Raw genomic sequence first — 22,513 nt, forward strand, 5'->3', positions numbered from 1 at the left:
GTAGCTGTCGAGGATCGCTCGACTCGGGCTGCCGGTCGGACGACCGAGGCCGGTCCGGCCGGTGCTACGGGCGGTGCAGGGCCTCGGGGCCGCCAGTGCTGACAGCGAACCGTTGAGCGCCCGGGCCGGTCCGGTCGCCACCGGCCTGATAGTCCTGCTCGGTGATGTCCCCCGGATGGCCGACCCCGCCAGCGACCCGGCGGTCCACACCTTCGAGCACGTGCTTGCCGATCAGATTGCCAGCTGGCAACTCGATCGGGTACTCCCCATCGAAACATGCCCGACACAATCGTGTCTTCGGCTGCTCGGTTGCCGCTATCAGACCGGCAAGCGAGACATAACCGAGAGTATCCGCACCGATGGACCGGCGTATACCCTCAGTGTCCAGCCCGTTGGCCAGCAGTTCAGCCCGGGTGGCGAAGTCGATGCCGTAGAAGCACGGCCAGCTCACCGGCGGTGACGAGATGCGTACGTGCACCTCCAGGGCACCCGCCTCGCGCAGCATCCGCACAATCGCCCGCTGGGTGTTGCCCCGCACGATCGAATCGTCGACCACCACCAGGCGCTTGCCACGGACGTTCTCGCGCAGCGGGTTGAGCTTCAACCGGATGCCGAGCTGGCGCAGCGTCTGGGAGGGCTGGATGAACGTACGGCCGACGTACGAGTTCTTCATCAGGCCGGCGCCGTAGGTGATGCCGGACTGCTCGGCGTAGCCGATCGCGGCCGGCGTGCCCGACTCCGGCACCGGGATCACCAGATCCGCCTCGACCGGGTGCTCCCGGGCCAGTCGACGGCCGATCTGCACCCGGGCGGCGTGCACGTTCCGCCCGGCGATGGTGGTGTCCGGGCGGGCGATGTACACGTACTCGAACAGGCAGCCCTTCGGCTCCGGCGGGGCGAACCGGGCCGACCGCAGCCCGTGCTCGTCGATGGCGATCAACTCACCCGGCTCCACCTCGCGGACCACGGTGGCGCCGACGATGTCCAGCGCGGCGGTCTCGCTGGCGACCACCCAGCCCCGCTCCAGCCGGCCGAGCACCAGGGGCCGGACGCCGTGCGGGTCGCGGGCCGCGTACAGCGTGGTCTCGTCCATGAAGACGAAGCTGAACGCGCCCCGCAGGGTCGGCAGCACCTCCAGCGCCGCGGCCTCGACCGACAGGTCCGGGCGGCTGGCCAGCAGGCTGGTGACCAGGGCGGTGTCCGAGGTCGAGCCGTCACCGGACAGCCCTCGGTCGACCACCTCGCGGGCCAGCTCGGCGGTGTTGACCAGGTTGCCGTTGTGAGCCAGCGCGATCGTCGTGCCGGCGCTGGTCGCCTTGATCGTCGGCTGGGCATTTTCCCAGGTCGAGCCGCCGGTGGTGGAGTAGCGCGCGTGCCCGATGGCGAGATGGCCACGCAGGCTGGCCAGGGTCGGCTCGTCGAAGACCTGGGCCACCAGGCCGAGATCCTTGTAGACCACCACGCCGGAGCCGTCACTCACCGCGATCCCGGCGGCCTCCTGGCCCCGGTGTTGCAGGGCGTAGAGACCGAAGTAGCTGAGCTTCGCGACCTCTTCCCCCGGTGCCCACACCCCGAACACGCCACAGGCGTCCTGCGGACCGGGTCGTTGGGGATCAAGATCGTGACTCAACCGGCCGTCGCCTCGAGGCACCTGCCGCTCCCTCGTACTGGTCTGCACTGACGCCTGGCCTGCACGTGGCCTGCACGCCTCAGCGCGGGGTGTCACCGGACTACCGTCGCCGAACAGTGTACGCGAGGTTCCGGTTGGCCCAGAGTGCTCCATTTGGCCCCACACCTGCCGGGTGACCGCCGCAGCCGGCCGGCAAATCGCCGGCCCGGCTCACAGCGGCAGGTACGGCGATATATCGGACCTCGGACCACTCGCAGAGATTTGTCCGTTCGCCACGGCCGAGGCCCAGTCGAGATCGCCGGTCGCCAGCAGCACCCAGGTCACCGGGTCGATCTCCACCACGTTCGCGGGGGTGCCACGGGTGTGTCGCGGCCCGGCTACACACTGAATTGCACCGTAAGGTGGGACACGGACCTCCACCGATCGGCCCGGCGCTCGCTCGGCCAGCGCCGCCAACAGCAGGCGGACCGCATCGCGTAGCTGCACACGGGCGGGGACGGCACCGGCCGCCAGGGCGTCCCGCACGGCGGCGACCGTAGTGGACTTACTGTACGGAGAGGACACATCGGGACGATACGACTAGCTCCGGTACCAGTTGCTCCCGCCCCTGGGTCGCGCACATCCGTCCCGGCAAGGCATAGTTGCCGACGGTGTACTCGTCACGGGTGACCCCTGCCCGAATCCTGGTGCGGGGGAAGGATCAAACCGGAAGGCGGTGGACGTGACAACACACCTACGAGCCTGGCTTTCGCGGGCCGGTGTTGTCGCAGCGCTGGCTGCCGTCACACTAGTCGGCCTGCCCGCCGCGCCAGCGGCCGCCGCTGCACCCACAGTCACCATCACCAGCCTCTCCAACGCCAACCTCAGCTCCGGTGGCCGGGCCACCCTCGTGTTCAAGATCGTCAACAACAACCCGGCGGGCGAAGAGGTGGAGGGCGGGACGTCCTTCAACATCCGGGTCGCCACGAACATCAACGAGCTGCGGTGCGAAGGTCAGTGCGACTTCACCGACACGATCGAGCGGGGCGCGAGCAAGGAATACACGGTCGAGCTGATCGCCGGCAACGTCGGGACCAACCAGAACCGCAACGGCCGGGTGGAGATCGTCGCCGTGGTCGACGGGGAGAACGGCCGCGTCCAGCGCGACGTCTCGGTCCGCGGGCCGCAGGAGGCGCCCCGGGTGAAGGAGGTCGCCGGCAAGGTCACCGACGTCTCCACCGGTGAACCGATCGAAGGCGCCGTGGTCGTGATGAGCGACTCGCAGAACAACAGCTACGACACCACCACCAACGCCAACGGCAACTACCGGTTCACCTCCAGCAACGACCGGCCCATCGCCCCCGGCGACATCCGGATCGCGGCGACCGCCGACAAGTACGACGACAGCGATGTGAAGGTCGTCACCGCCGCCGCCGGGCAGTCGATCACCGTCGACCGGATCACCCTGAAGTCGAACGTGGAGCCGACCCCGTCGGCCACCCCCGAGGCGACCCCGTCGGCGACCGCCGAGGCGACGCCGAGCGGCGCGGCCACCGACGCCCCACCGGTCGACACCCAGAACCTGGCGAACGAGAGCAGCGGCGGGGGGATGGGCTCCTGGCTGCTGATCATCATGGGCGGTCTGCTGGTCGCGCTCGGTGTCGGGGCCATCGTGCTGCTGCTGGTACGGCGCAAGGATGGCGACGTCGACGACGGACCGGAGCCGGCCGACGACGACGATCCAGCTGGCGGGCGGGCCGCCCCGCCGGGCAGTCGCGGCGTCTACCACGGTGCCGACGACGCGACCCGGGTGGCGATGCCGCCGATGCCGCCCGGTCCGGTCTCCGACGCCACGATGGTGACCCGGCCGTCGCTGTCGGACGCGCCGACGATGCTGCACCAGATGCCACCGATCAAGGACGAGTTCCCCGACCCGTACGGTGCTCCGCCGCCCCCCGGCCCGAACCCGCCGGCCGGGCCCGAGCCACGGTACGGCGCGGACCAGCGCCCGGGCTGGGGTGGACCGCCGACCCAACCCGGCTACGGCTCCGGCCCCGCCGGTGCCACCAGCGTGTACGGCGCGGTTCCCGGCGCCGACCAGCCGGGCAGTGGGGCCGGGTCCGGCTACGGCGGACCCGGCGGCGCGGCCCGCCCGGGCGGCACCTACGGCGGCAGTCAGTACGGCGGCAACGCCCCGTCCTCCGGGGCACCCGGCACCTACGGCACCCCGCCCTCGTCGGGCGGCCCGTACGGCGGTGCCCCGTCATCCGGCGGCCCGTACGGCGGTGCCCCGTCATCCGGCGGCCCATATGGCGGCAACGCCCCGTCGTCCGGGGCACCCGGCACCTACGGCACCCCGCCGGTACCCGGTCAGTACGGCGAGCCTGCCGGTCGGCCGCCAGCCGACGAGGCCGGCGGCTACCGCGGCGGCCGAGGCTACGGCGACGCCGGCGGCGCGGGCTACTCCGGTGCCAGGTACGGAGCGGACTCCCCCGCCGGCGGGTACGGCACCGACCGTTACGACGAGCCGACCGGGCGCTACGAGCCGGGCAGCTACGGGCAGTCCGGCCCACCGTACGAATCCGCTGGTTACCCTGGCCCGGATCAGGGGCGGGGCGATGTGCCGCCACCACCGCGTGGTCCGGAACCGCCGCAGCCCGGCTACCGGGGCGGCAGCCCTGGCTACGGGCCGGACGGCGGCGGTTACGGCGGAAGTGCCGGTTACGGCGGAAGCTACGGAGAAAGCCCACCCCAGGCCGGCGGTTACCCCGATGCGGGCTACCCGGGCGGTGGCTACGGTGGCGACCGGGGCAGCGGATACGGCTCCGACCAGGGCTACGGGTCGCCGGGCTACGGCCCCGGCGGGTCGGCGGGCTACGGCCCCGGCGGGTCGGCGGGCTACGAGTCCGGCCGGGAACCGGGCGGGTACGGCTCCCCAACCGGTGGCGGCTACGACCAAGGTGGCGGCTACCCGCCTGCGGGCGGCGGCTACGACGACCGCCGCGTCCCGGACCAACGGGGCGGCTACGACCAGCAGATGCCGTACGGACAGCAGCCCTACGACCAGCAGCCGTACGGCGCCGAGCAGCCGCCTGGCGACCAACCTCGGCACGGTGCCACGCCGCAGGCAGGCAACCGGGGTGAGCGACGTTCCCTCGACTGGCTCGACGACTGACGGCCACTCGACGCCACATCGATGAGATGGGCCGGACCCGTTCGGGTCCGGCCCATCTCGTCGGTCAGTCAGCCTGCCGACCGCCCGGTCAGCTCTGGTTCTTCGGCTTGCCGGCGGACGGGTCGGGTCGGTCCACCGGCTGAGCCGCGTCGTCGGCGGTCGCGTCGCCGGCCGCCGTTTCCTCGGCTACCGCCTCGCTGTCGGTGACTGCTTCCGTTTCCCGCTCGGTCACCGCGGCAGGCTCGGTCACCGCTTCGGCCGGATCCGAGGACTCCCCGTCCTCAGCAGAGTCGTCACCGTCGTCCGACCCGGCACCGGCGTCCGCCGGCTCGGTCACCGCTTCGGCTTCGTCGCTGTCCGGGTCGACGTCCACCGTCGCCGTGGTCTGCTCCGGCGTACCGGCCGGGGCGTCAATCGCGACCGCGTCGCTGGCCAGCACCCCGACGGCGTCCGGATCCTGCGGGTCCGCCGGCACGTTACGCGGCCCCACCGCACTGAACAGCGCCGGCAGGGTACCGGTGTGGGCACCGCGCAGCTCGTCCAGGCCGACGCTGAACTGGTCGCGGACCTCCAGCAGCCGGGCCGCCGGGTCGGTCACTCCGATCATGGTCCAGGGCAGTCCGTGCTCCACGCAGAGCGCGGTGAATGCCTTCTCGTGCCCGCGCGGCACGGCAACCATGGCCCGCCCCGCCGACTCGCTGAACAGGAACACGAACGGCATCGAGCCGTCGGTGAACTCCGGCGGCAACGCGATCCGTGCCCCGATCGACCGGCGTAGGCAGGCCTCGACCAGTGCCTGGGCGAGCCCGCCGTCGGAGAGGTCGTGGGCCGAGGTGATGTGCCCCACTCGGGCCGCCGCACCGATCACTGTGGCCAGCACCCGCTCCCGGTCCAGGTCGACCTTGGGCGGCGTACCGCCGAGGTGCCGGTGGGTGACCCAGGCCCACTCCGATCCGGAGAGTTCCAGCTCGGTTTCGCCGAGCAGCATGATCAGGTCACCGTCGCTGTGCGACGGCGGGACGAAGCCCATCGGGACGCGCTGCGCCACGTCGTCGAGCACCCCGAGCACACCGACCACCGGGGTGGGGTGGATCGCGGCGGCACCGGTCTGGTTGTAGAAGCTGACATTGCCGCCGGTCACCGGGATACCGAGCTCGGCGCAGCCGTCAGCGAGGCCGCGAACCGCCTCGGCGAACTGCCACATCACGCTCGGGTCCTCGGGGGAGCCGAAGTTGAGGCAGTTGGTGACCGCCACCGGGCGGGCACCGGTCACCGCCACGTTGCGGTACGACTCGGCAAGGGCGAGCTTCGCCCCCTGGTACGGGTCGAGCCGGGCGTACCGGCCGTTGCCGTCGACCGACAGGGCGACGCCGAGGCCGCTCTGCTCGTCGATCCGGATGACCCCGGCATCCTCGGGCTGGGCCAACACGGTGTTGCCCAGCACGTACCGGTCGTACTGCTCGGTCACCCAACTGCGGTCGCACAGGTTAGGCGAGGCGATCATCCGCAGCAGGGTTTCCCGCAGCTCGTCCGGGGTGCCGGGGCGGGGCAGCGTCTCCGCCCGGTCGGCCTGCAACAGGATCAGGTCCGCCGGCTCGCGCATCGGCCGGGCGTAGACCGGGCCGTCGTCGGCCAGCGACCCCGGCGGTACGTCGACCACCACGTGGTCCCGCCAGCTGATCACCAGCCGCCCGGGTCGACCGTCCGGCTCGGCCGGGGTGACCTCGCCGATCGCGGTGGCCAGCACGCCCCACTTCTCGGCGGTGGCGAGCACCGCGTCGAGCTGCGCCGGCTCGACGATCAGCAGCATCCGTTCCTGCGACTCGCTGGCCAGGATCTCGTGCGGCTCCATCGACGGCTCACGCAGCGGAACCCGCTCCAGCCAGACCCGCATGCCGGTGCCGGCCGCAGCGGCGGTCTCGGTGAGCGCGCAGGTCAGGCCGGCGCCGCCGAGGTCCTGGATGCCGACGACCAGCCCGGCGTCGTACAGCTCCAGGCACGACTCGATCAGCAGCTTCTCCATGAACGGGTCGCCGACCTGCACCGACGGGCGGCGCTGCTGGCTGGCGTCGTCGAAGGTGGCGCTGGCCAGCACCGACACCCCGCCGATGCCGTCCCGGCCGGTCTTGGCACCCATCAGCACCACGACGTTGCCGGCGCCGGCGGCGGCCTTGTTCTGCAGCCGGTCCACCGGCAGTACGCCGAGGCAGAGCGCGTTGACCAGTGGGTTGCCCTGGTAGCAGGGGTCGAACACGACCTCGCCGCCGATGTTGGGCAGGCCCAGGCAGTTGCCGTAGCCGCCGACCCCGGCGACGACGCCGGGCAGCACCCGGGCCGTGTCCGGGTGGTCGGCGGCGCCGAACCGCAGCGGGTCCATCACCGCGACCGGGCGGGCACCCATGGCGAGGATGTCGCGGACGATGCCGCCGACGCCGGTGGCCGCCCCCTGGTACGGCTCGACGAAGCTGGGGTGGTTGTGCGATTCGACCTTGAAGGTGACGGCGAGGGTGTCGGAAACCCGGATGACGCCGGCGTTCTCGCCGATGCCGGCGAGCATCAGGTCACTGGCCGGGGCCTTCTCGCTGAACTGCCGCAGGTGCACCTTGCTCGACTTGTAGGAGCAGTGTTCGCTCCACATGATCGAGTACATGGCGAGCTCGGACTGGGTCGGCCGGCGGCCGAGGATCTGCTGGATCCGCTCGTACTCGTCGTCGCGCAGCCCCAGCTCGGTGTACGGCTGCAGCTCACCAGGGGTGTCGGTGGCGCGTTCGACGGTGTCCGGGCCACCGGCGTACCGGTCGACCGGTACGCCGAGGTCGGTCGCTGCCGGGCCGACGGCGGCCGACGCCTCCGACTGGGTGGTCATGCCGGCACTCCCGCGAGGTACTTGAGGATGGAGGTGAAAAAGCCCAGTCCGTCCCGGGACGGGCCGGTCAGGTCCTCGACGGCATGTTCCGGGTGGGGCATCAGCCCGACGACGTTGCCGGTGGGGTTGGTGATGCCGGCAATGTCCCGCAGCGAACCGTTGGGGTTGCCGCCGACGTAGCGGGCCACCACCCGGCCGGTCGACTCCAACTCGTCGAGGGTCTGTTCGTCGGCCACGTAGCAGCCTTCGCCGCTCTTGAGCGGGACGAGGACTTCCTGTTTCGGGGAGAACGCGTTGGTGAACGCGGTCCCGGCGGTCTCGATGCGGAGCATCTGGTCCCGGTTGCGGAAGTGCAGGTGCTGGTTGCGGGTGAGCGCGCCGGGCAGCAGGTGGGCCTCGCAGAGGATCTGGAAGCCGTTGCAGATGCCGAGCACCGGTAGGCCGTCACCGGCGGCGGCGACGATCGACTGCATGACCGGGGCGAACCGGGCGATGGCTCCGCAGCGCAGATAGTCACCGTACGAGAAGCCGCCGGGCAGCACCACCGCCTCGACGCCGCGCAGGTCGGCGTCGCCGTGCCACAGTCGGACCGGCTCCCCACCGGCGAGCCGCACCGCGCGGGCGGCGTCGCCGTCGTCGAGCGAGCCCGGGAAGGTGACCACCCCGATCCGGGCGCTCATGACGGATCACCGGCTGTCTCAGGCTGCTCGGCCAGCCGGACCTGGTAGTCCTCGATGACCGGGTTGGCCAGCAACTTGTCCGCGATCTCCCGAGCCCGATCCAGGTCGGGCTCGCCGGCGAACTCGATCTCGATCCGTCGGCCGATCCGCACCGCCGAGACGTCGCTGACACCGAGCCTCGGCAGCGCGTTCGCGACAGCCTGGCCCTGGGGATCGAGAATTTCCGGCTTGAGCATGACGTCGACGACGACGCGAGCCACGTGGCACTCCTGACCGTGTACGCGTTGGGGGTGCCGGCCTCGAACGGGCCGCGCACCGCTCAGCCTACCTGGTGGCACCGGGTACGACGCACCGGCGGTCGGAGAGCCGAATCGGTGATCGGGCCACAAATCAGCCACGAACCGATAACGACGACATCGGCCACCGCCGACGGACCGGCTCACTGGGCGGGCCGGGCACCCACGGACGGCCTGCCGCACCCCCGTTGGCGACCGCCGCCGGACGCAGCGCGGGACCTCGAGGGGCGTGGGACGCCACTGCGGGACATCAACGCATCGTATGACTTCGATTTGATTCTTGTAGATGACCATCGAAGCGCTTAACGTCTTTCGTCAAACGCCCGGTGACGACCGTCGGACGGGCGCTGTAACAAACTCCGCTGCCGGATACCCGTCCGGCGGCGTGGCTCACCGACCCGTACCCGGGTTGCCCCCTCGGAAGGAGCCCCACCCATGCGCGTTCGCCTGGCTGTGGCAGCAGTAGCCACCACCCTGATCGGCCTGCTGGCCACGCCAACCGCGGCGACGGCCGCGCCGGAGGAGATCATCGGCGGCGGGACGGTGTCGTCCGCCCCGTGGGCCGCCGCGGTCTTCAGCAACGGCTCGTTCACCTGCTCCGGCACGATCATCGCCGCCAACTGGGTGCTCACCGCGCGGCACTGTGTCAGCGGCTCGATGTCGGTCCGGATCGGCAGCGTCTACCGCTCCTCCGGCGGCGTCACCCGTACGGTCAGCTCCGCGTACGGCCGCTACGATCTGGCGCTGCTCTACTTCTCCAGCCCGGTCAGCACCAGCTACGTGACGCTGTCCAGCAGCTACCCGCCGGTCGGCTCGACCAACAGCATCTACGGCTGGGGCATGACCTGCTACAGCGGCTGCGGCGCGTCGACCCAGCTGAAGACCGCCTCGGTCCAGGTGACCAGCACCAGCGTCACCGACGCGTACGGCGGCCGGGCGATCCGCAGCACCCGGATCAACGGCAACGCCTGGCGGGGCGACTCCGGCGGCCCGCAGTTCTACAACGGCCAGCAGGTCGGGGTGGCGTCGACCGCCAACGGCGTCAACATCCAGAACTACGGCAGTGTCGCGTACAACCGGGCCTGGATCCAGTCGGTGGCCGGCGTCTGACCTGACCTGAACTGGCGTGACCTGGCCAACCGGTCCTGGCGCGTGACGGCGCGGACTCCGTGATCAGCCACGGGGTCCGCGCCGTCGGGGTTGGCGACCGGGCGTCCGCGCCGTCGGGGTTGGCGACCGGACGTCCGCGCCGTGCCGTTTCACACATGGCGCAGGCTCCACCAATGCCCGCGATCAGGGCACACTGTCGCTCATAGCATCGGTTCCGTGCTGATCGTGACGACGAACGATCTACCCGGATACGAGATCCGCATCGTGCTGGGCGAGGTGGTCACCTCGGTGGTCCGCTCGATCAACCCCTTCAAGGAAGGCGTCAAGGCGCTGCGGGGCGGCAAGTCCGACCCGGGCGGCCCGGCCAGCCTCACCAAGTACCGGACCGAGATCATCGGCAAGCTGGGCGATGCCGCCAAGAAGAAGGGCGCGAACGCCGTCATCGGGATGCGGTTCGACACCCGGCAGGTGGGCAGCACCCACATGGAGCTCTGCGCGTACGGGACGGCCGCCGTGGTGCTGCAGATCCGGCCCGACGCCGGCGACGACTCGAAGCAGTCGAAGGTCGACGCGAGTCACTCCGACGCCAGCGCCGGCAACGAGACCGGCGGCTCGGCCGGATCGGGCAGCAGGTAGGTCTACCGGATCGGGGCCGGCAGCAGCTAGGTCTACAGGATCGGGGCCGGTTGGTAGGCGGCGGCCACCGGGTGGTCGGCGACCACCGCGGCCACCCGGTCCGCTACCGCCCGCACCTGCGACGGCGCGGCACCGACGAAGCCGACCCGGTCGGCGACCACCGTGGCGATCTCGTCCCGGCTCAACCCGAGCCGCCCGTCGGCGGCAAGCCGGTCGAACAGGTCGTTGTCGGCGGCGCCCTGCTCCCGCATGGCCAGCGCCACCGCGACCGCGTGCTCCTTGATCACCTCGTGCGCTACCTCCCGGCCGACGCCGCCGCGCACCGCCGCGACGAGAATCCGGGTAGTGGCCAGGAAAGGCAGGTAACGGTCGAGTTCCCGGGCGACCACCGCCGGGTACGCGCCGAACTCGTCGAGCACGGTGAGGAAGGTCTGGAACAGCCCGTCGGCGGCGAAGAACGCGTCCGGCAGCGCCACCCGGCGTACCACCGAGCACGAGACGTCGCCCTCGTTCCACTGGTCGCCGGCGAGCTCGCCGACCATTGACAGGTAGCCCCGGATCACCACCGCCAGCCCGTTCACCCGCTCGCTGGAGCGGGTGTTCATCTTGTGCGGCATGGCGCTGGAGCCGACCTGCCCGGGCCGAAAGCCCTCGGTGACCAGCTCGTGGCCGACCATCAGCCGGATTGTGGTGGCCAGCGAGGACGGGGCGGCGGCGACCTGGGCCAGGGCGGAGAGCACGTCCAGGTCGAGGGAGCGCGGATAGACCTGGCCGACGCTGTCCAGCACCCGCCGGAAGCCGAGGTGACCGGCGACCCGGCGCTCCAGCTCGGCGACCTTGGCGGCGTCACCGTCGAAGAGGTCCAGCTGGTCGGCGGCGGTGCCGACCGGCCCCTTGATGCCGCGCAGCGGGTAGCGGTCGATCAGGTCGGTCAACCGTTCGTACGCGATGAGCAGCTCCTCGGCCGCCGACGCGAACCGCTTGCCCAGCGTGGTGGCCTGGGCGGCGACGTTGTGCGAGCGACCGGCGAGGACCAGCTCGGTGTGCTCGACGGCGAGCCGGGCGAGCCGGGCCAGGGTGCTGACGACCCGGTCGCGGATCAGCTCCAGCGACGCCCGGATCTGCAGCTGTTCGACGTTCTCGGTCAGGTCCCGGGAAGTCATTCCCTTGTGGATGTGCTGGTGGCCGGCGAGCGCGCTGAACTCCTCGATCCGGGCCTTGACGTCGTGCCGGGTGACCCGCTCGCGCTCGGCGATAGCGGCCAGGTCGACCTGGCCGACGACCCGCTCGTACGCGTCGATCACCCCGTCCGGCACCGCGATGCCGAGGTCGCGCTGGGCGCGCAGGACGGCGAGCCAGAGTCGCCGTTCCAGCCGGATCTTCTCCTGCGGGGACCAGAGAGCGGCGAGCTCGACGGAGGCGTACCGGGCGGCGAGCACGTTGGGAATCTGCTGACGCGATGTCACGTACGGCAGTCTGACATGCCGACCTGCTGGCACCGCCGGGCAGCCGGAGAGCACCGGCGGACCGCTGACCCTGTCGGCGTCCTCGTGCTCCCTAGCTGCACCGGCGCCCTGGCAGTCGGTCGCAATCCGACTGATCTGGCCGATCTAGCGATAATTGCGTAACTGGTCGCATTTTCTCTCGTTCAGCCTGTCGTTGCCGAATTCTTCCGGCCACGCCACTCCTGCTCCTGCCCGCCAGTGCGAGTCGTATCCCCACCTGGCGCGGTGTGATGCCGAAGTCCGAGACGAGGAACTGTGTGTACCACCACACGCCGCAATACATCCATGCTCACCGTCGCAGCCCTGGCCGGAGCACTCGCCAGCCTGTCTGCGTCCGGGCCGGTCACGGCAGCGGAGAGTGACGAGCATGCCATCGGCGTCCGGTTCGACCTCGCCGCCGACGTTCTCGGCACCACCGTGATCGATGCGGATGCCGTCGTCGGCAGCGCCACCGCCCCGCCGACGCCCGGCACCGACAGCGGAAACGCGCTCGATATCGTCCTGCCGACGGCCGTCGGTGTGTCGGCCAGCGGGACGGTCGAGGGGGTGTCCGTCACCAGACGGCCATACCACAGCACCGGGTCCGGCACGGTCAGCGACCTGGCCGTCAGCGTTCTCGGCGTACCCGCGCTGGCGGTGACCGCAGCCTCTGCCTCGGTGAGCTGTGGAGCGGACCGGCGGGCGGCGGTGGAGACGGCGCTCGACGGGCTGACCGTGTTCGGTGCAGCCGTCAGCCTGCCCGTCGACGGGTCACCGATCACGTCGAGCCGTTCGCTGCCGGTGACCGGGCTGACCGACGCGCGGCTGACCGCGAGCGTGACCGGAACCGAGATCCGCGAGCTCGGCCCCCGCGTCACCGCCGTCACCGCCGCCACGGCGACCTTCGAGATCACCGGCGACACGGCCGGTGGCACGGTCACGGTCTCGGCTGGCACGGTGACCGTCGCCGAGGCGGCGTGCGCGCGGCCAGCACAGCCGTCCGATCCGGCAACACCAGGACCTACGGGCGTCGACACGCTCACCGACTCCACGTATCGGAGCGCTGCCACGCCCTGGATCGACTCGGTGAACCCCGGTGAGGGAACCGCCGCCGGCGGCACCACGGCGACGGTCAGCGGTACTGGCTTCGTTCCCGGGCAAACCCGGGTGACAGTCTGCGGCCAGACGCTCGGGCCGGCGGTCGTCACGGTCAGTGGCGCGTTCAACGTGTTGACCTTCCCGACCCCCGCCTGCGAGGCCGGCGAGACGACGATTTCCGTCAGCACCCCGGCCGGCACCTCCAACGAGATCGCTTTCCGGTACATCGGGGAAGGACCGCCGGTAACCGACGAACCGGGCGACGGCACATCGGACGACGGACTTCCGGTCACTGGGCGTACCCTGGGCCCGCTCGTTGTCAGCGGCCTTCTGGCGATCCTGGTTGGCGCCGCCCTGCGGTTCGCCGCCGGCGGAAAACTCGGCCAGGGACGCGACGGATTGGCGACGTTCACCCGCCGCAGGCACTTTCGTATCAGCCGCCGACCGAGTAGATGCTCCACGGCCAATGGTCACCCTTGTCATGGCCGACGAGAGTGAATCCGGCTTGTTTGACAAGATCGTCGTAGTCCGGCGAGTAGTAGATGACGGTAATCTTTTTCTGGTTTCTTCGTGCCGCCGAAACCAGGTTGTTCATCACTGTCGTGAATACCGGCGGCCCGAATGGCGAGAACAAGTACACGACCAGATTCTCGGCAGGCACAACGAAGTCAGCAGCATCGATAGCAAGCAACTCGACCTCGGCGGCCTCCAGCGGCCCGGTGTAGCGGTGCAGGTTGTCCTCAGCCTGTTTGACGAAGGTGGGCGAGAAGTCGACACCGATGACCTTCTTGTACGGCTCACCGGCCGCCAGCAGCACGATTCGACCCTTGCCACAGCCAAAATCGATGAAGACGTGATCCCGATGATCGATGTCTCCGACGCTCGCTATCATACGCTCGAACTCACGTCTGCGGGTCGGCAGGTAGTGGGATGCCTCCTCCATGTGCGGCCCGACACCGTCGATATCAGCGAGGCCCACGATCCCGTTGGTCTCGGTGCCGAATGTCTCGTCGAAGCGCTCACGCCTCTCGTGGGATCGGATCCGGATGTATTCGATACTGTCGACAACAGATTCTCGAAACGTCGAAGTGCGCAGCGTTTGTCGAAAAATCTTCCAGTCGGTCCGCAGATCGGCGAAGATCGGCACGTCTCACCTGCAAATCAGGGTGATGGAGTCGGTTGAGCCCGGCTGCCATCTGACGGCCGGAACGCCAGTCCATGATCGGACCAGAAGGAAATGCTGTCCAGCGCGATTCACCGTACGGCCGGCCAGGAAAAAGCCACCGGACAGTGGTAGCGTACGAGCCCTCGCACGTGCATGTCCGACAAGGACACGTGCCGGTCCGACGAGGAACAGACCCAGTCAAGACCTACCAGTCCAGCCAGTCAGCTGCCAGTCCAGGCGGCGGCCGAGATGGCGTCCGGCGGGTCGCGTATCGTGGGGAAGCCGTCTGCCGCCGTCGAGGAGCTGCGACCTGATGATCTCCGCAGACCCTGCCGCTCCCGCTGGGCACCGATTGCAGGCCGCGCACCGACTGGAGACCGTTCACGGTTCGGTCGTTCTGCCGACCTTCCTGCCCGACGGCACGCGGGCCTCGGTCCGCGCGGTCGACAGCCGTGACCTGGCAACAGTGGGGATCCAGGCGGTGATGGTGAACGCCATGCACCTGGCTCAGCGCCCCGGGCTCCAGGCCGTCCGACGGGCCGGCGGGCTACACCACTTCATGGCCTGGGACGGTGTGATCGTCTCTGATTCCGGCGGGTTTCAGATACTCTCCCTTATCCGCAAACGGGGACAGATCGGGTCGATCCGATCGAACGGGGTGACTTTCCAAGAGTCGCCAGATACGAAGAAGATCGTGCTCACCCCCGAGAAGGTCATCGAATGGCAGTTCGGCCTCCGATCCGACGTGGTGATCGCCCTCGATGACTGCACCGGCCCGGAGGACTCCCCGGCTCAGCAGCTCGCTTCCACCGAGCGCACGATCCGCTGGTTCCGGCAGGCCCGACAGGCGTACGACCTCCAGTGTCGGCAGCGCCGGACGTCGGAGCCGCCCCTGTTGGTCGGGGTGGTCCAAGGCGGTACCGATCCGACGCTACGCCAACGCTGCGTCGACGCCCTCGTCGAGTCGGGGGCGCAGGGGTTCGGATTCGGCGGCTGGCCGCTGAACTCCGCTGGCGAGTTGGAGCGCGATATGTTCGCCCTGCTCGCCCGGATCACTCCACCCGACGCGCCGCTGTTCGCCCTCGGAGTCGGCCGGCCCGAGCATCTGGTCTCCCTCTGCGAACTCGACACTCGATGGATCTTCGACTGCACGATCCCGACCCGGGATGCCCGGCATGGCCGCCTTTACGCGTTCAAACCTGATATCGCCAGCCGGCAGCTCACTCCGGATCGGAGCTTCTACCAGAACATCTACATCCTCGACGAGGAGAATTCCCGCAAGGACCAGCCAATCTGCCCGACCTGCGACTGTCCGACCTGCCAGAGGTACAGCCGCAGCTATCTGCACCACCTGTTCCGGGTGAAGGACGGACTGGCGGACCGGCTCGCCACCCTGCACAATCTTCGCTTCTACACCCGCCTGCTGGAGATGATCCGGTCCGGCCAGCTGACCGGACCCACCGGACGCGAGCCGGGCGGGCAGGGATGACCGGCCGGTGACCTCACCTCCACCGGACCGGGCGCCGGACCACGATCAACCACTGGCCAGGCTGCGACCAGCAGGTGCCCACCCGCCGGGCATCGCCGCGTCATCAGCACGAACGGCCGAACCTCCCGCCGTCCACAAGGTGATCGCCCGGATCACCTCGGCCGCCAAATACCGCGACATCCACCCGGAGACGATTGTCGACCTGGTGCGGCGGGAAGGGCGGGGCACTGGCGACCCGGCCGAGCTGGAACGGCGGGTCCGAGCCCGGTTGCACAAGGTGGCTGCGTTGCATCTGCTCACTACTCGGCCACCGGCGCTACGACGGGCGGTCGACCGAGCCGATCTCGACGATCCGCAGGGCCGGCGGGACTGGTGCCGGCAGATGCTGGGCGGCCACTTCTCCACCGCCGAGCGTCTGCCCGACCTCGACGACTTCTACCCTGTCCTGTTCGGACTGGTACCGCCGCCACGGACGGTGGCGGACCTCGCGTGCGCGCTGAACCCGTTCACCTTGCCCTGGTTGAGGCAGGTCAGCGAGGCCCGGTACGTCGGCTACGACTTCAACGCGTCGTTCGTTGGGTTGGGTAACGCGTTTCTGGCGCAGACATACCCGGACTGCGAGGTCCAGCACGAGGATGTGCTCGCCGACGGCCGGCCGGTGAGCGCAGACCTGGCGCTACTACTCAAGACGTACCACTGCATGGAGGGACGCCGTGCTGGTGCCGGGCAGGCGCTGGTCGACCGACTGGACTGCCGCGACGTGGTGGTTTCGTTCCCCACCCGGGCCATGAACGGTCGAGCTGCGGTCTTCGTGTCTCGACATGTCGAGGAGCTCGCCGAGCTGGCCCGCGATCGGGGTTGGCGCATTTCACGGGCCAGCCTGGCGTCGGAGGAGCTGATAGCGATCCACAAGGGGTGAGGCGAGATGGTCTCAGTCCGCCCAGAGCCGCTCGACGATCGCGAGGGTCTGCTGCCGGGTACGAGGCCGGTCAGCCAGACCGTCCATGGCACCCCATGCGCTCGCGTACCAGGAATGCTCGGTGATCTCCCGGTCGGCGAATCGGCCGGCGAGCGCACGGCACACGCGGTCGATCCGCCCACACGCGTCTTCGACGACCGCCCCGGCGAACGCCGCCGAGGGAGTCTGGTTGTCGCCCTCGAAGAAGAGCAGCCCTTCGGCTGCCGCCGCGGCGTGGAAGGCATCCTGCACCTCGCTGTCGGCGCAGACGAACTGGAAGAGGTTGCCATTGCCCGCGATGTCGATCGGCACGCCGGTGCTGGCGAACGCCGACCGCGTGTGGGTGATGAACGACTCGCCGGCGGCGCGGATGGACCGTTGCGGTCCGCCGGTCGCCATCCGACGCAACGTAGCGGTCGCGGCCGCCAACGTGGTCGGTTCGAAGTACGAGGTGAACGAGACGTCCCGCAACGGGGTGAGCAGATCTGCGTCGCCGCCGACCGCCGCAACCGGTGAACCATTGGCCAGGCACTTCGCCACGATCCAGACCGCCGGGTCGAGCAGCTGGGTGGACAGGCCGGCCCGGTAACGCAGGCCGACCTTGACCTCGTCGGCGATGACCGGGACGTCCGCTGCCCTGGTCAGCCGGCTGAACTCGGCATACCAACGATCACCCAGGTGCATGTGGTCGGGAGAGATGACCACCGCCGCCACCTGCGCTGGGCGGCTGAGCCATTCAGCGAGCACGTCGAGATCAAAGAGGAACTCGACGATCCCGTGCCGGTTGGGAGTGAACGGCTCCTCGCAGTGCCACATCGGGTCGTACCCGTGGTATCCAGCGCTGAGGACGATCGACCGGTCCCGGATCTCTCGAACGGCGCAGGTCACCGAGCGGAGCGCGGCGGTGCCGGTTCGGTAGAGTCCGACGACGTCGCCGCCGAACACCTGCCGCAGCTGGCCGGTCAGGTCGTCCAGCATCGGGCTCCAGGAGGTGCCCACTCCGCTGCGGCCCCGGGCGGCCTGAGCGATCGCCTCGGCGATCTCCTCGTCACCGTGGCCGAGGACGACTGAGCCTCGGGCGTTGTCGAAATCGATCCACTGCCGGCCGGTCAGGTCCGTCAGGTACGCCCCCGCCCCTTCGACGAAGACCCGGGGGCGTCCGTCCGCGTCCCGGGGGCAGGTGGGCTCCTGCGCCAGTGGATTGCGCGCACCGATGTCGATGGTCATTGACTCCGCTCGTTTCGCTCCGTGCCGACAGGTGAGTAGGACAGGTCTGGTTCGATGCCGAACTCCCGGCGCAGCAGCCGGTGGGCCATCCGCAGGGCAAGGGCCTGGATGGTGAGCGTCGGATTGACCCCGCCCGGGTAGGGCATCACGCCGCCGTCGACCACCATCAAATTGGTCAGTCCGTGCACCCGCCCGTCCGGGTCGGTGACCGACGTACGCGGGTCGGTGCCCGCGCGACACGTACCGTGCAGATGGGTGCTGCCCATCCAGAAGTACGATGACTCGCGCCAGGTCAGCTCACAGCCGGCGGCCCGTAGAATCCCCTCGGCCCGCCGTTGGAGGTACTCCAGGCGGGCATGGTCGCGAGGGTGGGGCGAGTAGTCCATCACCACGTCCGGTAGGCCGAACTGGTCGACCCCTCGGCCGAGGGACACCCGGTTGTCGAGACTGGGCTGGTCCGGTACGAGGCACTCGAGTCGCAGAATCTGCTCGTCGGGGCGCATCCGAACCGCCTGCTCCGGACCGGACTCGATGATCAGACCGCCGAATCCACCAGGTGCGTCATCGGCGGTGTAGTAGTCGGTGATCGCAGCGGAGGAGAAGGGCCCCGGTCCGGCGGGGCGGTAGTCGGGCGGAGTTGCCGGCGGGTCGGCCCGCCGGTAGCCGAGCACGTACCCGCTCATCTTGAAGCACAGGCCACGACCGACCATGTCGTGATCGTTACCGAGACCATGCGGGCTCTGCTTGTCGGTGGAGCGCAGCAGCAGGGCTGCGCTCTGGACGGCGTTTCCGGCGACGACCACGTGACGGGCACGTAGGACATGCCGGTTGCCGCTGTCCATCCGGATGCACTCGACACCGTCCACGGTGGTGGCGTCCCGGCGTCGGATCCGCACGGCCTTCAGCCCGGCGAAGAGACGCAGACCGGCTTTGCGGGCCGGGTCCAGGAACACCGTGACCGCGTCGCCCTTCGCACCCCGGTCGCACTGGTTCGAGATACATGGACGTTCCCCGCCGCATGGCGGCCGACCCTGATATGCCGTCGTGGTGATGGCCAGCGGGGTCGGGAAGGGATGCAGGCCGAGCGAGCGGGCCGCAGCGCTGATCACCGCGCCCTCCGCCGTGGTCTCGACCGGCGGCATCGGGTAGACAGGGTCGCTCGGCAGGCTCGGGTCGTGCCCGCCACCGGCGATGCCGAGCGCGGACTCCACCAACGCGTAGTAGGGCTCGATCTCCGCCACGGTCCACGGCCAGCGCAACGGCAGGTCTCCATGACCCAACCGGGTCTCCGAGTCGAAGTCGACCGGACGATGACGAAACGCCGCGCCACCGAAGAAGACGGTTCCGCCGCCGACGTTACAGGTGGACCAGGGATTGCCGGTCTTCTCCCACAGACCGCTGTCCTGACGGATCCAGGCGGTCTCGGCATTCGTCTCGATGTCGTCGTAGCTCACCCAGGGATCGACGAAGGGGCCCTGTTCGACGACGACGACGTCCAGACCGGCACGTTGCAGGGCCCACGCGGTGATCGCGCCGGAGGCGCCGCTGCCGATCACACAGACGTCGGCGACCCGGGTGCTGTCCTCCGCGGTCGGCTCGGGGCCGTACCGCAGCCGGGTCATGGCATCATCGTGACCGGTACCGAGGTCGGCTGAAACGCTGATGAGAACCTCCCGGGGTCTGATCTACCTGCTGCCTGCTGTGGTCATGTCCACCGCGCCGGCTGCCAGCTCTTCGATCGTCTGCCGGACGGTGAACACCTGCCCGGTGGTCCCGCGCCGGCGGGCAACGGTGGCGGCCCAGGCCACCAGCCTGGCGGCGGCCATCGTGTCGTCTGGTGCGTCCGGGCCACCCATGTCGGTGGGGATCCAGCCCGGGTCGACCGCGTTGACGACGACGTCCTGGCTGCGCAGGGCGACTGCCAGGTTGACGGTCATGACGTTCAACGCGGCCTTGGACATCCGGTAGCCGGTGGCCTCGCCGTCGGCGGTGCTCGGGTCGGCGTCGTCTGCGGTCACGTTGACTACGGCGGCCCCACCTGCTGCCCGGAGCAGCGGCAGCAGGGCGCAGGTCACCAGCAGCGGACCGACCGCGTTGACGGCGAGCAGTTCGTGGACCGCCTCGGCGGTGATGCTCTCCGGGCCGGCGTCGCGTCCATCGAGGAAGACCCCCGCGTTGTTGACCAGGCCGGAGAGGTATCCGCCGGTGTGGGCGGCGACCAGTTCAGCAGCAGCCGCGATACTCGCCGGAGAGGTGACGTCCAGCGGTACGTGGGTGGCCCGGCCACCACTGCGGCGTAGCGCCCTTGCCGCGGCGGCTCCGCGCTGATCGTCGCGGCAACCGAGCAGGACCGACCAACCGGCATCGGCCAACAGGGCAGCAGCGGCAAACCCGAGACCACGGTTGCCACCGGTGATCAGGACATGGCTCCGGCCAAGGTCGCCGTCCGCACTCGCCGGAGCAGTACTCGGTCCCCGTCGCCCGGTCACGTTCCGCTCGCCGTCCCGGCTCCGACGAGGGCGGCGCGGTAGCAGTCCAGAATCCGGTCCCGGGTGGCGGCGAGATCGAACGTGCTCGCCGTATCGGGCTGAGCTGCGCGGAGCTGGGCGACCACCGAGTCACGGTGGGCGAGTACCCGTCGAACGACCTCGGCGAGCCCGTGCACGTCACCGGGATCGCTGAGCAGATCAGGGCAGGCCGAACCGATGGTGCTGCGCAGACCGCCGACAGCGTACGCCGCCACCGGGGTACCCGTCATGATCGCTTCGATCGCGCTGCCGCCGAGTTCCTCGTGGATCGAGGGCATGACCAGGGTGTCCACCAGGGCGAGCGCGGCCGGCACCTGGTCGTGCGGAAGGAAGCCGGTGACCACGAACTGATCCGTACGGCCGGCCTCGGCGATCTCCCGTTGCATGCGTTCCCGTTGCGGGCCGTCGCCGACGATGAGGAAGGTCGGAGCTAGATCATCGAGAAGCTCGGCCAGCCGGAGCAGGTCGGGCCAACCCTTCTCATGAGCGACCCGGCCGATGTATCCGATGAGCGGCCGCCGACCGGCCAGCCCGTACCGCTGAGCGAACAACTCCGCCTCGGTGGCCGTTGCCGGGGTGATGTCGACCGCGTCCGGGTTGACCACGATGCTGGACCGGTCCAGGCCGGTCGCGGCGCTCACCACGTCGGCGGTCCGGGCGGTCAGCGTGCTGACCCTCGCCGCGGAGCGCAGGGCCTGCCGTTCGGCCCGGGTGACCATGCGGTGCGCCATGGCGTCGACCGCCGACATCGGCTGATAGACCGAGAGTCGGGAGCAGTGCAGGGTGAGTACGTACGGCACGCCCAGAATCCGGGCCGCGACCCGGCCCGCGATCAACGGCCAGATCTGACCGTCCGCGTGAACGTGGACAATGTCCGGACGCCAGGTCCCGCGACGCAGCCGGAGACACTCACGGATGGTGGCGATCAGCCAGGCCTGTCCGAGACCCACCAGGCCGGTGATCTCGGAGCGGACCTGCGGCAGCGAGACCCGGGCTATCCGGACGGTCAGTCCCGGCTCGATCTGCTTCGTCGGTGGCAGCCCGGGGAAACCCAGGGTCAGCACAAGCTGATCGACACCCGCCCTGGCCAGGCTGCGGGACAGCGCCAGGATCTGGACCTGCATACCGCCTACCGGATCGAACTCCGCCGGCCAGTGGTCGACATAGTCGTGATGGAAAAAGGGGGTCAGCCGAAGCACACGCACGACGCCATCCAGTTCTCCTGAAAGAGCGGCGAAAGCTACTTTTGAATGACGTAGACCAGCTCGTTGCCAATCTCCAGTTGCCGAAAGCCGTATGACCGCTCCCGGGCCTGCGACTCAAAGCCCTGCGAATAGTTCTGGAACATCCCTTTCGATCGCTGACCGAGAGATCTGGTCGGAAAGGTTACCACGATAATCGGCGAGTTGACAAGGTCGATAGCTTCCCAACCGGATCCTCGGCGCTGAGTTTCCAGGCAGGGCAACGTCTTCAGCAGTAGCGTGACATCGGTCGGCTCGTCAACCCGATCCTCAAGGATGTCAGCCACCCCTACCCGGTGGTCTACACCCAATCTCGTCAGCACCGAACCCACGAAGCCGATCAGGCGGGCGTCGATGTCGGATGCGACGTACACGGCCCGCTCGGGTAGCCCCATCCACGGCGCAGCCAGCGGATTGAGACCGCAGGCCAAGTCACGCACCGTGTTCGGCTCGGGCAGGTCACGGAAGACTTCTCGGTAGAACTCCGCCAGGTGTGGGAGTCGCTCCCTGGTGGATAGGTGCACCGACATCGCACGTCGGAGGGCTTCCTGGACCGCTTCGTCGTCTCCCGCGTCGACGGCAGAGTCGATCTGTTTAAGTAACGCTGAGTAGTTAGGCGGCTTGGGTGGCAGAAAGGCGCCGTAAATCTCATGTAGCCCGCGTTTGGTGCGCTTCACCGCATCGGGAACATCGCCGCGGGCCGCGACGAGCGCGGCTCTGGCCAGGCGGCGCACGGTGGCTGGAGCCACCGTCTGGTACCGCCGACTCTTCACGATGGCCTGCTCGATCTCGCCAACTCGGTCGTTGGCCGCAGATTGTGTCATTGATCGATCCCTTTCGAACCGCTGGACCGGCATCAATCAGAGATATTCCCCGACCGATCACCGCATCGCCCCGCTAGCCATTGACTATATACTAAAAACCGATAATGCGGACATTGCGCAATATTCC

The 22,513-nt window shown here is 69.4% G+C and carries 18 protein-coding genes; 6 read left to right on the plus strand and 12 right to left on the minus strand.

Annotation, left to right across the window (positions count from 1 at the left end; all coding sequences use genetic code 11):
• Positions 1–64: 64 nt before the first annotated feature.
• Together purF and O7629_RS26290 are read right to left on the minus strand one after the other, a co-directional pair.
• Complete coding sequence (gene purF / locus O7629_RS26285; protein WP_233606602.1) at positions 65–1,651, minus strand: amidophosphoribosyltransferase; 1,587 nt, start codon at positions 1,649–1,651, stop codon at positions 65–67.
• 189 nt (positions 1,652–1,840) lie between these two features.
• Positions 1,841–2,155 (minus strand): sterol carrier family protein, encoded by a 315-nt coding sequence (locus O7629_RS26290; protein ID WP_278172517.1) that lies wholly within the window; start codon positions 2,153–2,155, stop codon positions 1,841–1,843.
• 196 nt (positions 2,156–2,351) lie between these two features.
• On the opposite strand from O7629_RS26290, the gene O7629_RS26295 reads away from it, so the two are divergent.
• The gene (locus tag O7629_RS26295; RefSeq protein ID WP_278172518.1) at positions 2,352–4,784 is read left to right on the plus strand and encodes a carboxypeptidase regulatory-like domain-containing protein; all 2,433 of its coding nucleotides are present in this window, start codon (positions 2,352–2,354) and stop codon (positions 4,782–4,784) included.
• An 88-nt stretch (positions 4,785–4,872) separates the two neighbouring features.
• On the opposite strand, the gene purL is transcribed toward O7629_RS26295, so the two are convergent.
• The 3 genes from purL to purS are packed head-to-tail and all read right to left on the minus strand — an operon-like array spanning position 4,873 to position 8,590.
• Entirely contained in the window at positions 4,873–7,650 is a 2,778-nt protein-coding gene (gene purL, locus O7629_RS26300; RefSeq protein WP_278172519.1) for a phosphoribosylformylglycinamidine synthase subunit PurL, read from the minus strand.
• Positions 7,647–8,330 carry a phosphoribosylformylglycinamidine synthase subunit PurQ gene (purQ, locus tag O7629_RS26305; protein WP_278172521.1) on the minus strand — a complete coding sequence of 228 codons (684 nt, stop codon included), beginning with the start codon at positions 8,328–8,330 and terminating at the stop codon, positions 7,647–7,649. The genes purL and purQ overlap by 4 nt, the downstream gene beginning before the upstream one ends.
• On the minus strand, positions 8,327–8,590 hold the full coding sequence (gene purS / locus O7629_RS26310) for a phosphoribosylformylglycinamidine synthase subunit PurS (protein ID WP_278172523.1): 264 nt from the start codon (positions 8,588–8,590) through the stop codon (positions 8,327–8,329). Before purS ends, purQ begins: the two co-directional genes overlap by 4 nt.
• A 471-nt stretch (positions 8,591–9,061) precedes the next feature.
• Between purS and O7629_RS26315 the strand changes: the two genes are divergently transcribed.
• Together O7629_RS26315 and O7629_RS26320 are read left to right on the plus strand one after the other, a co-directional pair.
• Positions 9,062–9,736, plus strand: coding sequence for a DUF1986 domain-containing protein (locus O7629_RS26315; protein ID WP_278172525.1), 675 nt, complete (start codon positions 9,062–9,064; stop codon positions 9,734–9,736).
• A 216-nt stretch (positions 9,737–9,952) separates the two neighbouring features.
• Entirely contained in the window at positions 9,953–10,372 is a 420-nt protein-coding gene (locus O7629_RS26320; protein WP_278172527.1) for a heavy metal-binding domain-containing protein, read from the plus strand.
• A 32-nt stretch (positions 10,373–10,404) separates the two neighbouring features.
• On the opposite strand, the gene purB is transcribed toward O7629_RS26320, so the two are convergent.
• Positions 10,405–11,838, minus strand: a complete 1,434-nt coding sequence (gene purB / locus O7629_RS26325; protein WP_278172528.1) for an adenylosuccinate lyase — start codon at positions 11,836–11,838, stop codon at positions 10,405–10,407.
• Positions 11,839–12,162: 324 nt separating this feature from the next.
• On the opposite strand from purB, the gene O7629_RS26330 reads away from it, so the two are divergent.
• On the plus strand, positions 12,163–13,452 hold the full coding sequence (locus tag O7629_RS26330) for an IPT/TIG domain-containing protein (protein WP_278172529.1): 1,290 nt from the start codon (positions 12,163–12,165) through the stop codon (positions 13,450–13,452).
• On the opposite strand, the gene O7629_RS26335 is transcribed toward O7629_RS26330, so the two are convergent.
• Entirely contained in the window at positions 13,388–14,101 is a 714-nt protein-coding gene (locus O7629_RS26335; protein WP_278172530.1) for a class I SAM-dependent methyltransferase, read from the minus strand. The two genes, O7629_RS26330 and O7629_RS26335, sit on opposite strands and share 65 nt — an antisense overlap.
• Before the next feature lie 331 nt (positions 14,102–14,432).
• Here O7629_RS26335 and O7629_RS26340 point away from each other — a divergent pair, with 331 nt between their 5' ends.
• Both O7629_RS26340 and O7629_RS26345 read left to right on the plus strand, forming a co-directional pair.
• On the plus strand, positions 14,433–15,608 hold the full coding sequence (locus O7629_RS26340) for a tRNA guanosine(34) transglycosylase Tgt (RefSeq protein ID WP_278172531.1): 1,176 nt from the start codon (positions 14,433–14,435) through the stop codon (positions 15,606–15,608).
• A 7-nt stretch (positions 15,609–15,615) separates the two neighbouring features.
• Entirely contained in the window at positions 15,616–16,527 is a 912-nt protein-coding gene (locus tag O7629_RS26345; protein ID WP_278172533.1) for a hypothetical protein, read from the plus strand.
• 12 nt (positions 16,528–16,539) lie between these two features.
• Here O7629_RS26345 and O7629_RS26350 read toward each other — a convergent pair whose 3' ends face one another.
• The 5 genes from O7629_RS26350 to O7629_RS26370 all read right to left on the minus strand — a co-directional run bounded on the left by O7629_RS26350 (position 16,540) and on the right by O7629_RS26370 (position 22,386).
• The gene (locus O7629_RS26350) at positions 16,540–17,793 is read right to left on the minus strand and encodes an aminotransferase class III-fold pyridoxal phosphate-dependent enzyme (protein WP_278172535.1); all 1,254 of its coding nucleotides are present in this window, start codon (positions 17,791–17,793) and stop codon (positions 16,540–16,542) included.
• Positions 17,790–19,415: a GMC family oxidoreductase gene (locus O7629_RS26355; protein ID WP_278172536.1), complete on the minus strand. Its 1,626-nt coding sequence runs from the start codon at positions 19,413–19,415 to the stop codon at positions 17,790–17,792. The genes O7629_RS26350 and O7629_RS26355 overlap by 4 nt, the downstream gene beginning before the upstream one ends.
• 63 nt (positions 19,416–19,478) lie before the next feature.
• The gene (locus tag O7629_RS26360; RefSeq protein ID WP_278172537.1) at positions 19,479–20,282 is read right to left on the minus strand and encodes an SDR family NAD(P)-dependent oxidoreductase; all 804 of its coding nucleotides are present in this window, start codon (positions 20,280–20,282) and stop codon (positions 19,479–19,481) included.
• Positions 20,279–21,526, minus strand: a complete 1,248-nt coding sequence (locus tag O7629_RS26365) for a glycosyltransferase family 4 protein (protein ID WP_278172539.1) — start codon at positions 21,524–21,526, stop codon at positions 20,279–20,281. Before O7629_RS26365 ends, O7629_RS26360 begins: the two co-directional genes overlap by 4 nt.
• Positions 21,527–21,561: 35 nt before the next feature.
• A complete protein-coding gene (locus tag O7629_RS26370; RefSeq protein ID WP_278172542.1) occupies positions 21,562–22,386 on the minus strand; it encodes an Rmt family 16S rRNA (guanine(1405)-N(7))-methyltransferase in 825 nt (274 codons plus the stop codon).
• Positions 22,387–22,513 lie beyond the last annotated feature (127 nt).

It is taken from the genome of Solwaraspora sp. WMMD792 (assembly GCF_029626105.1).
GTDB lineage: Bacteria > Actinomycetota > Actinomycetes > Mycobacteriales > Micromonosporaceae > Micromonospora_E.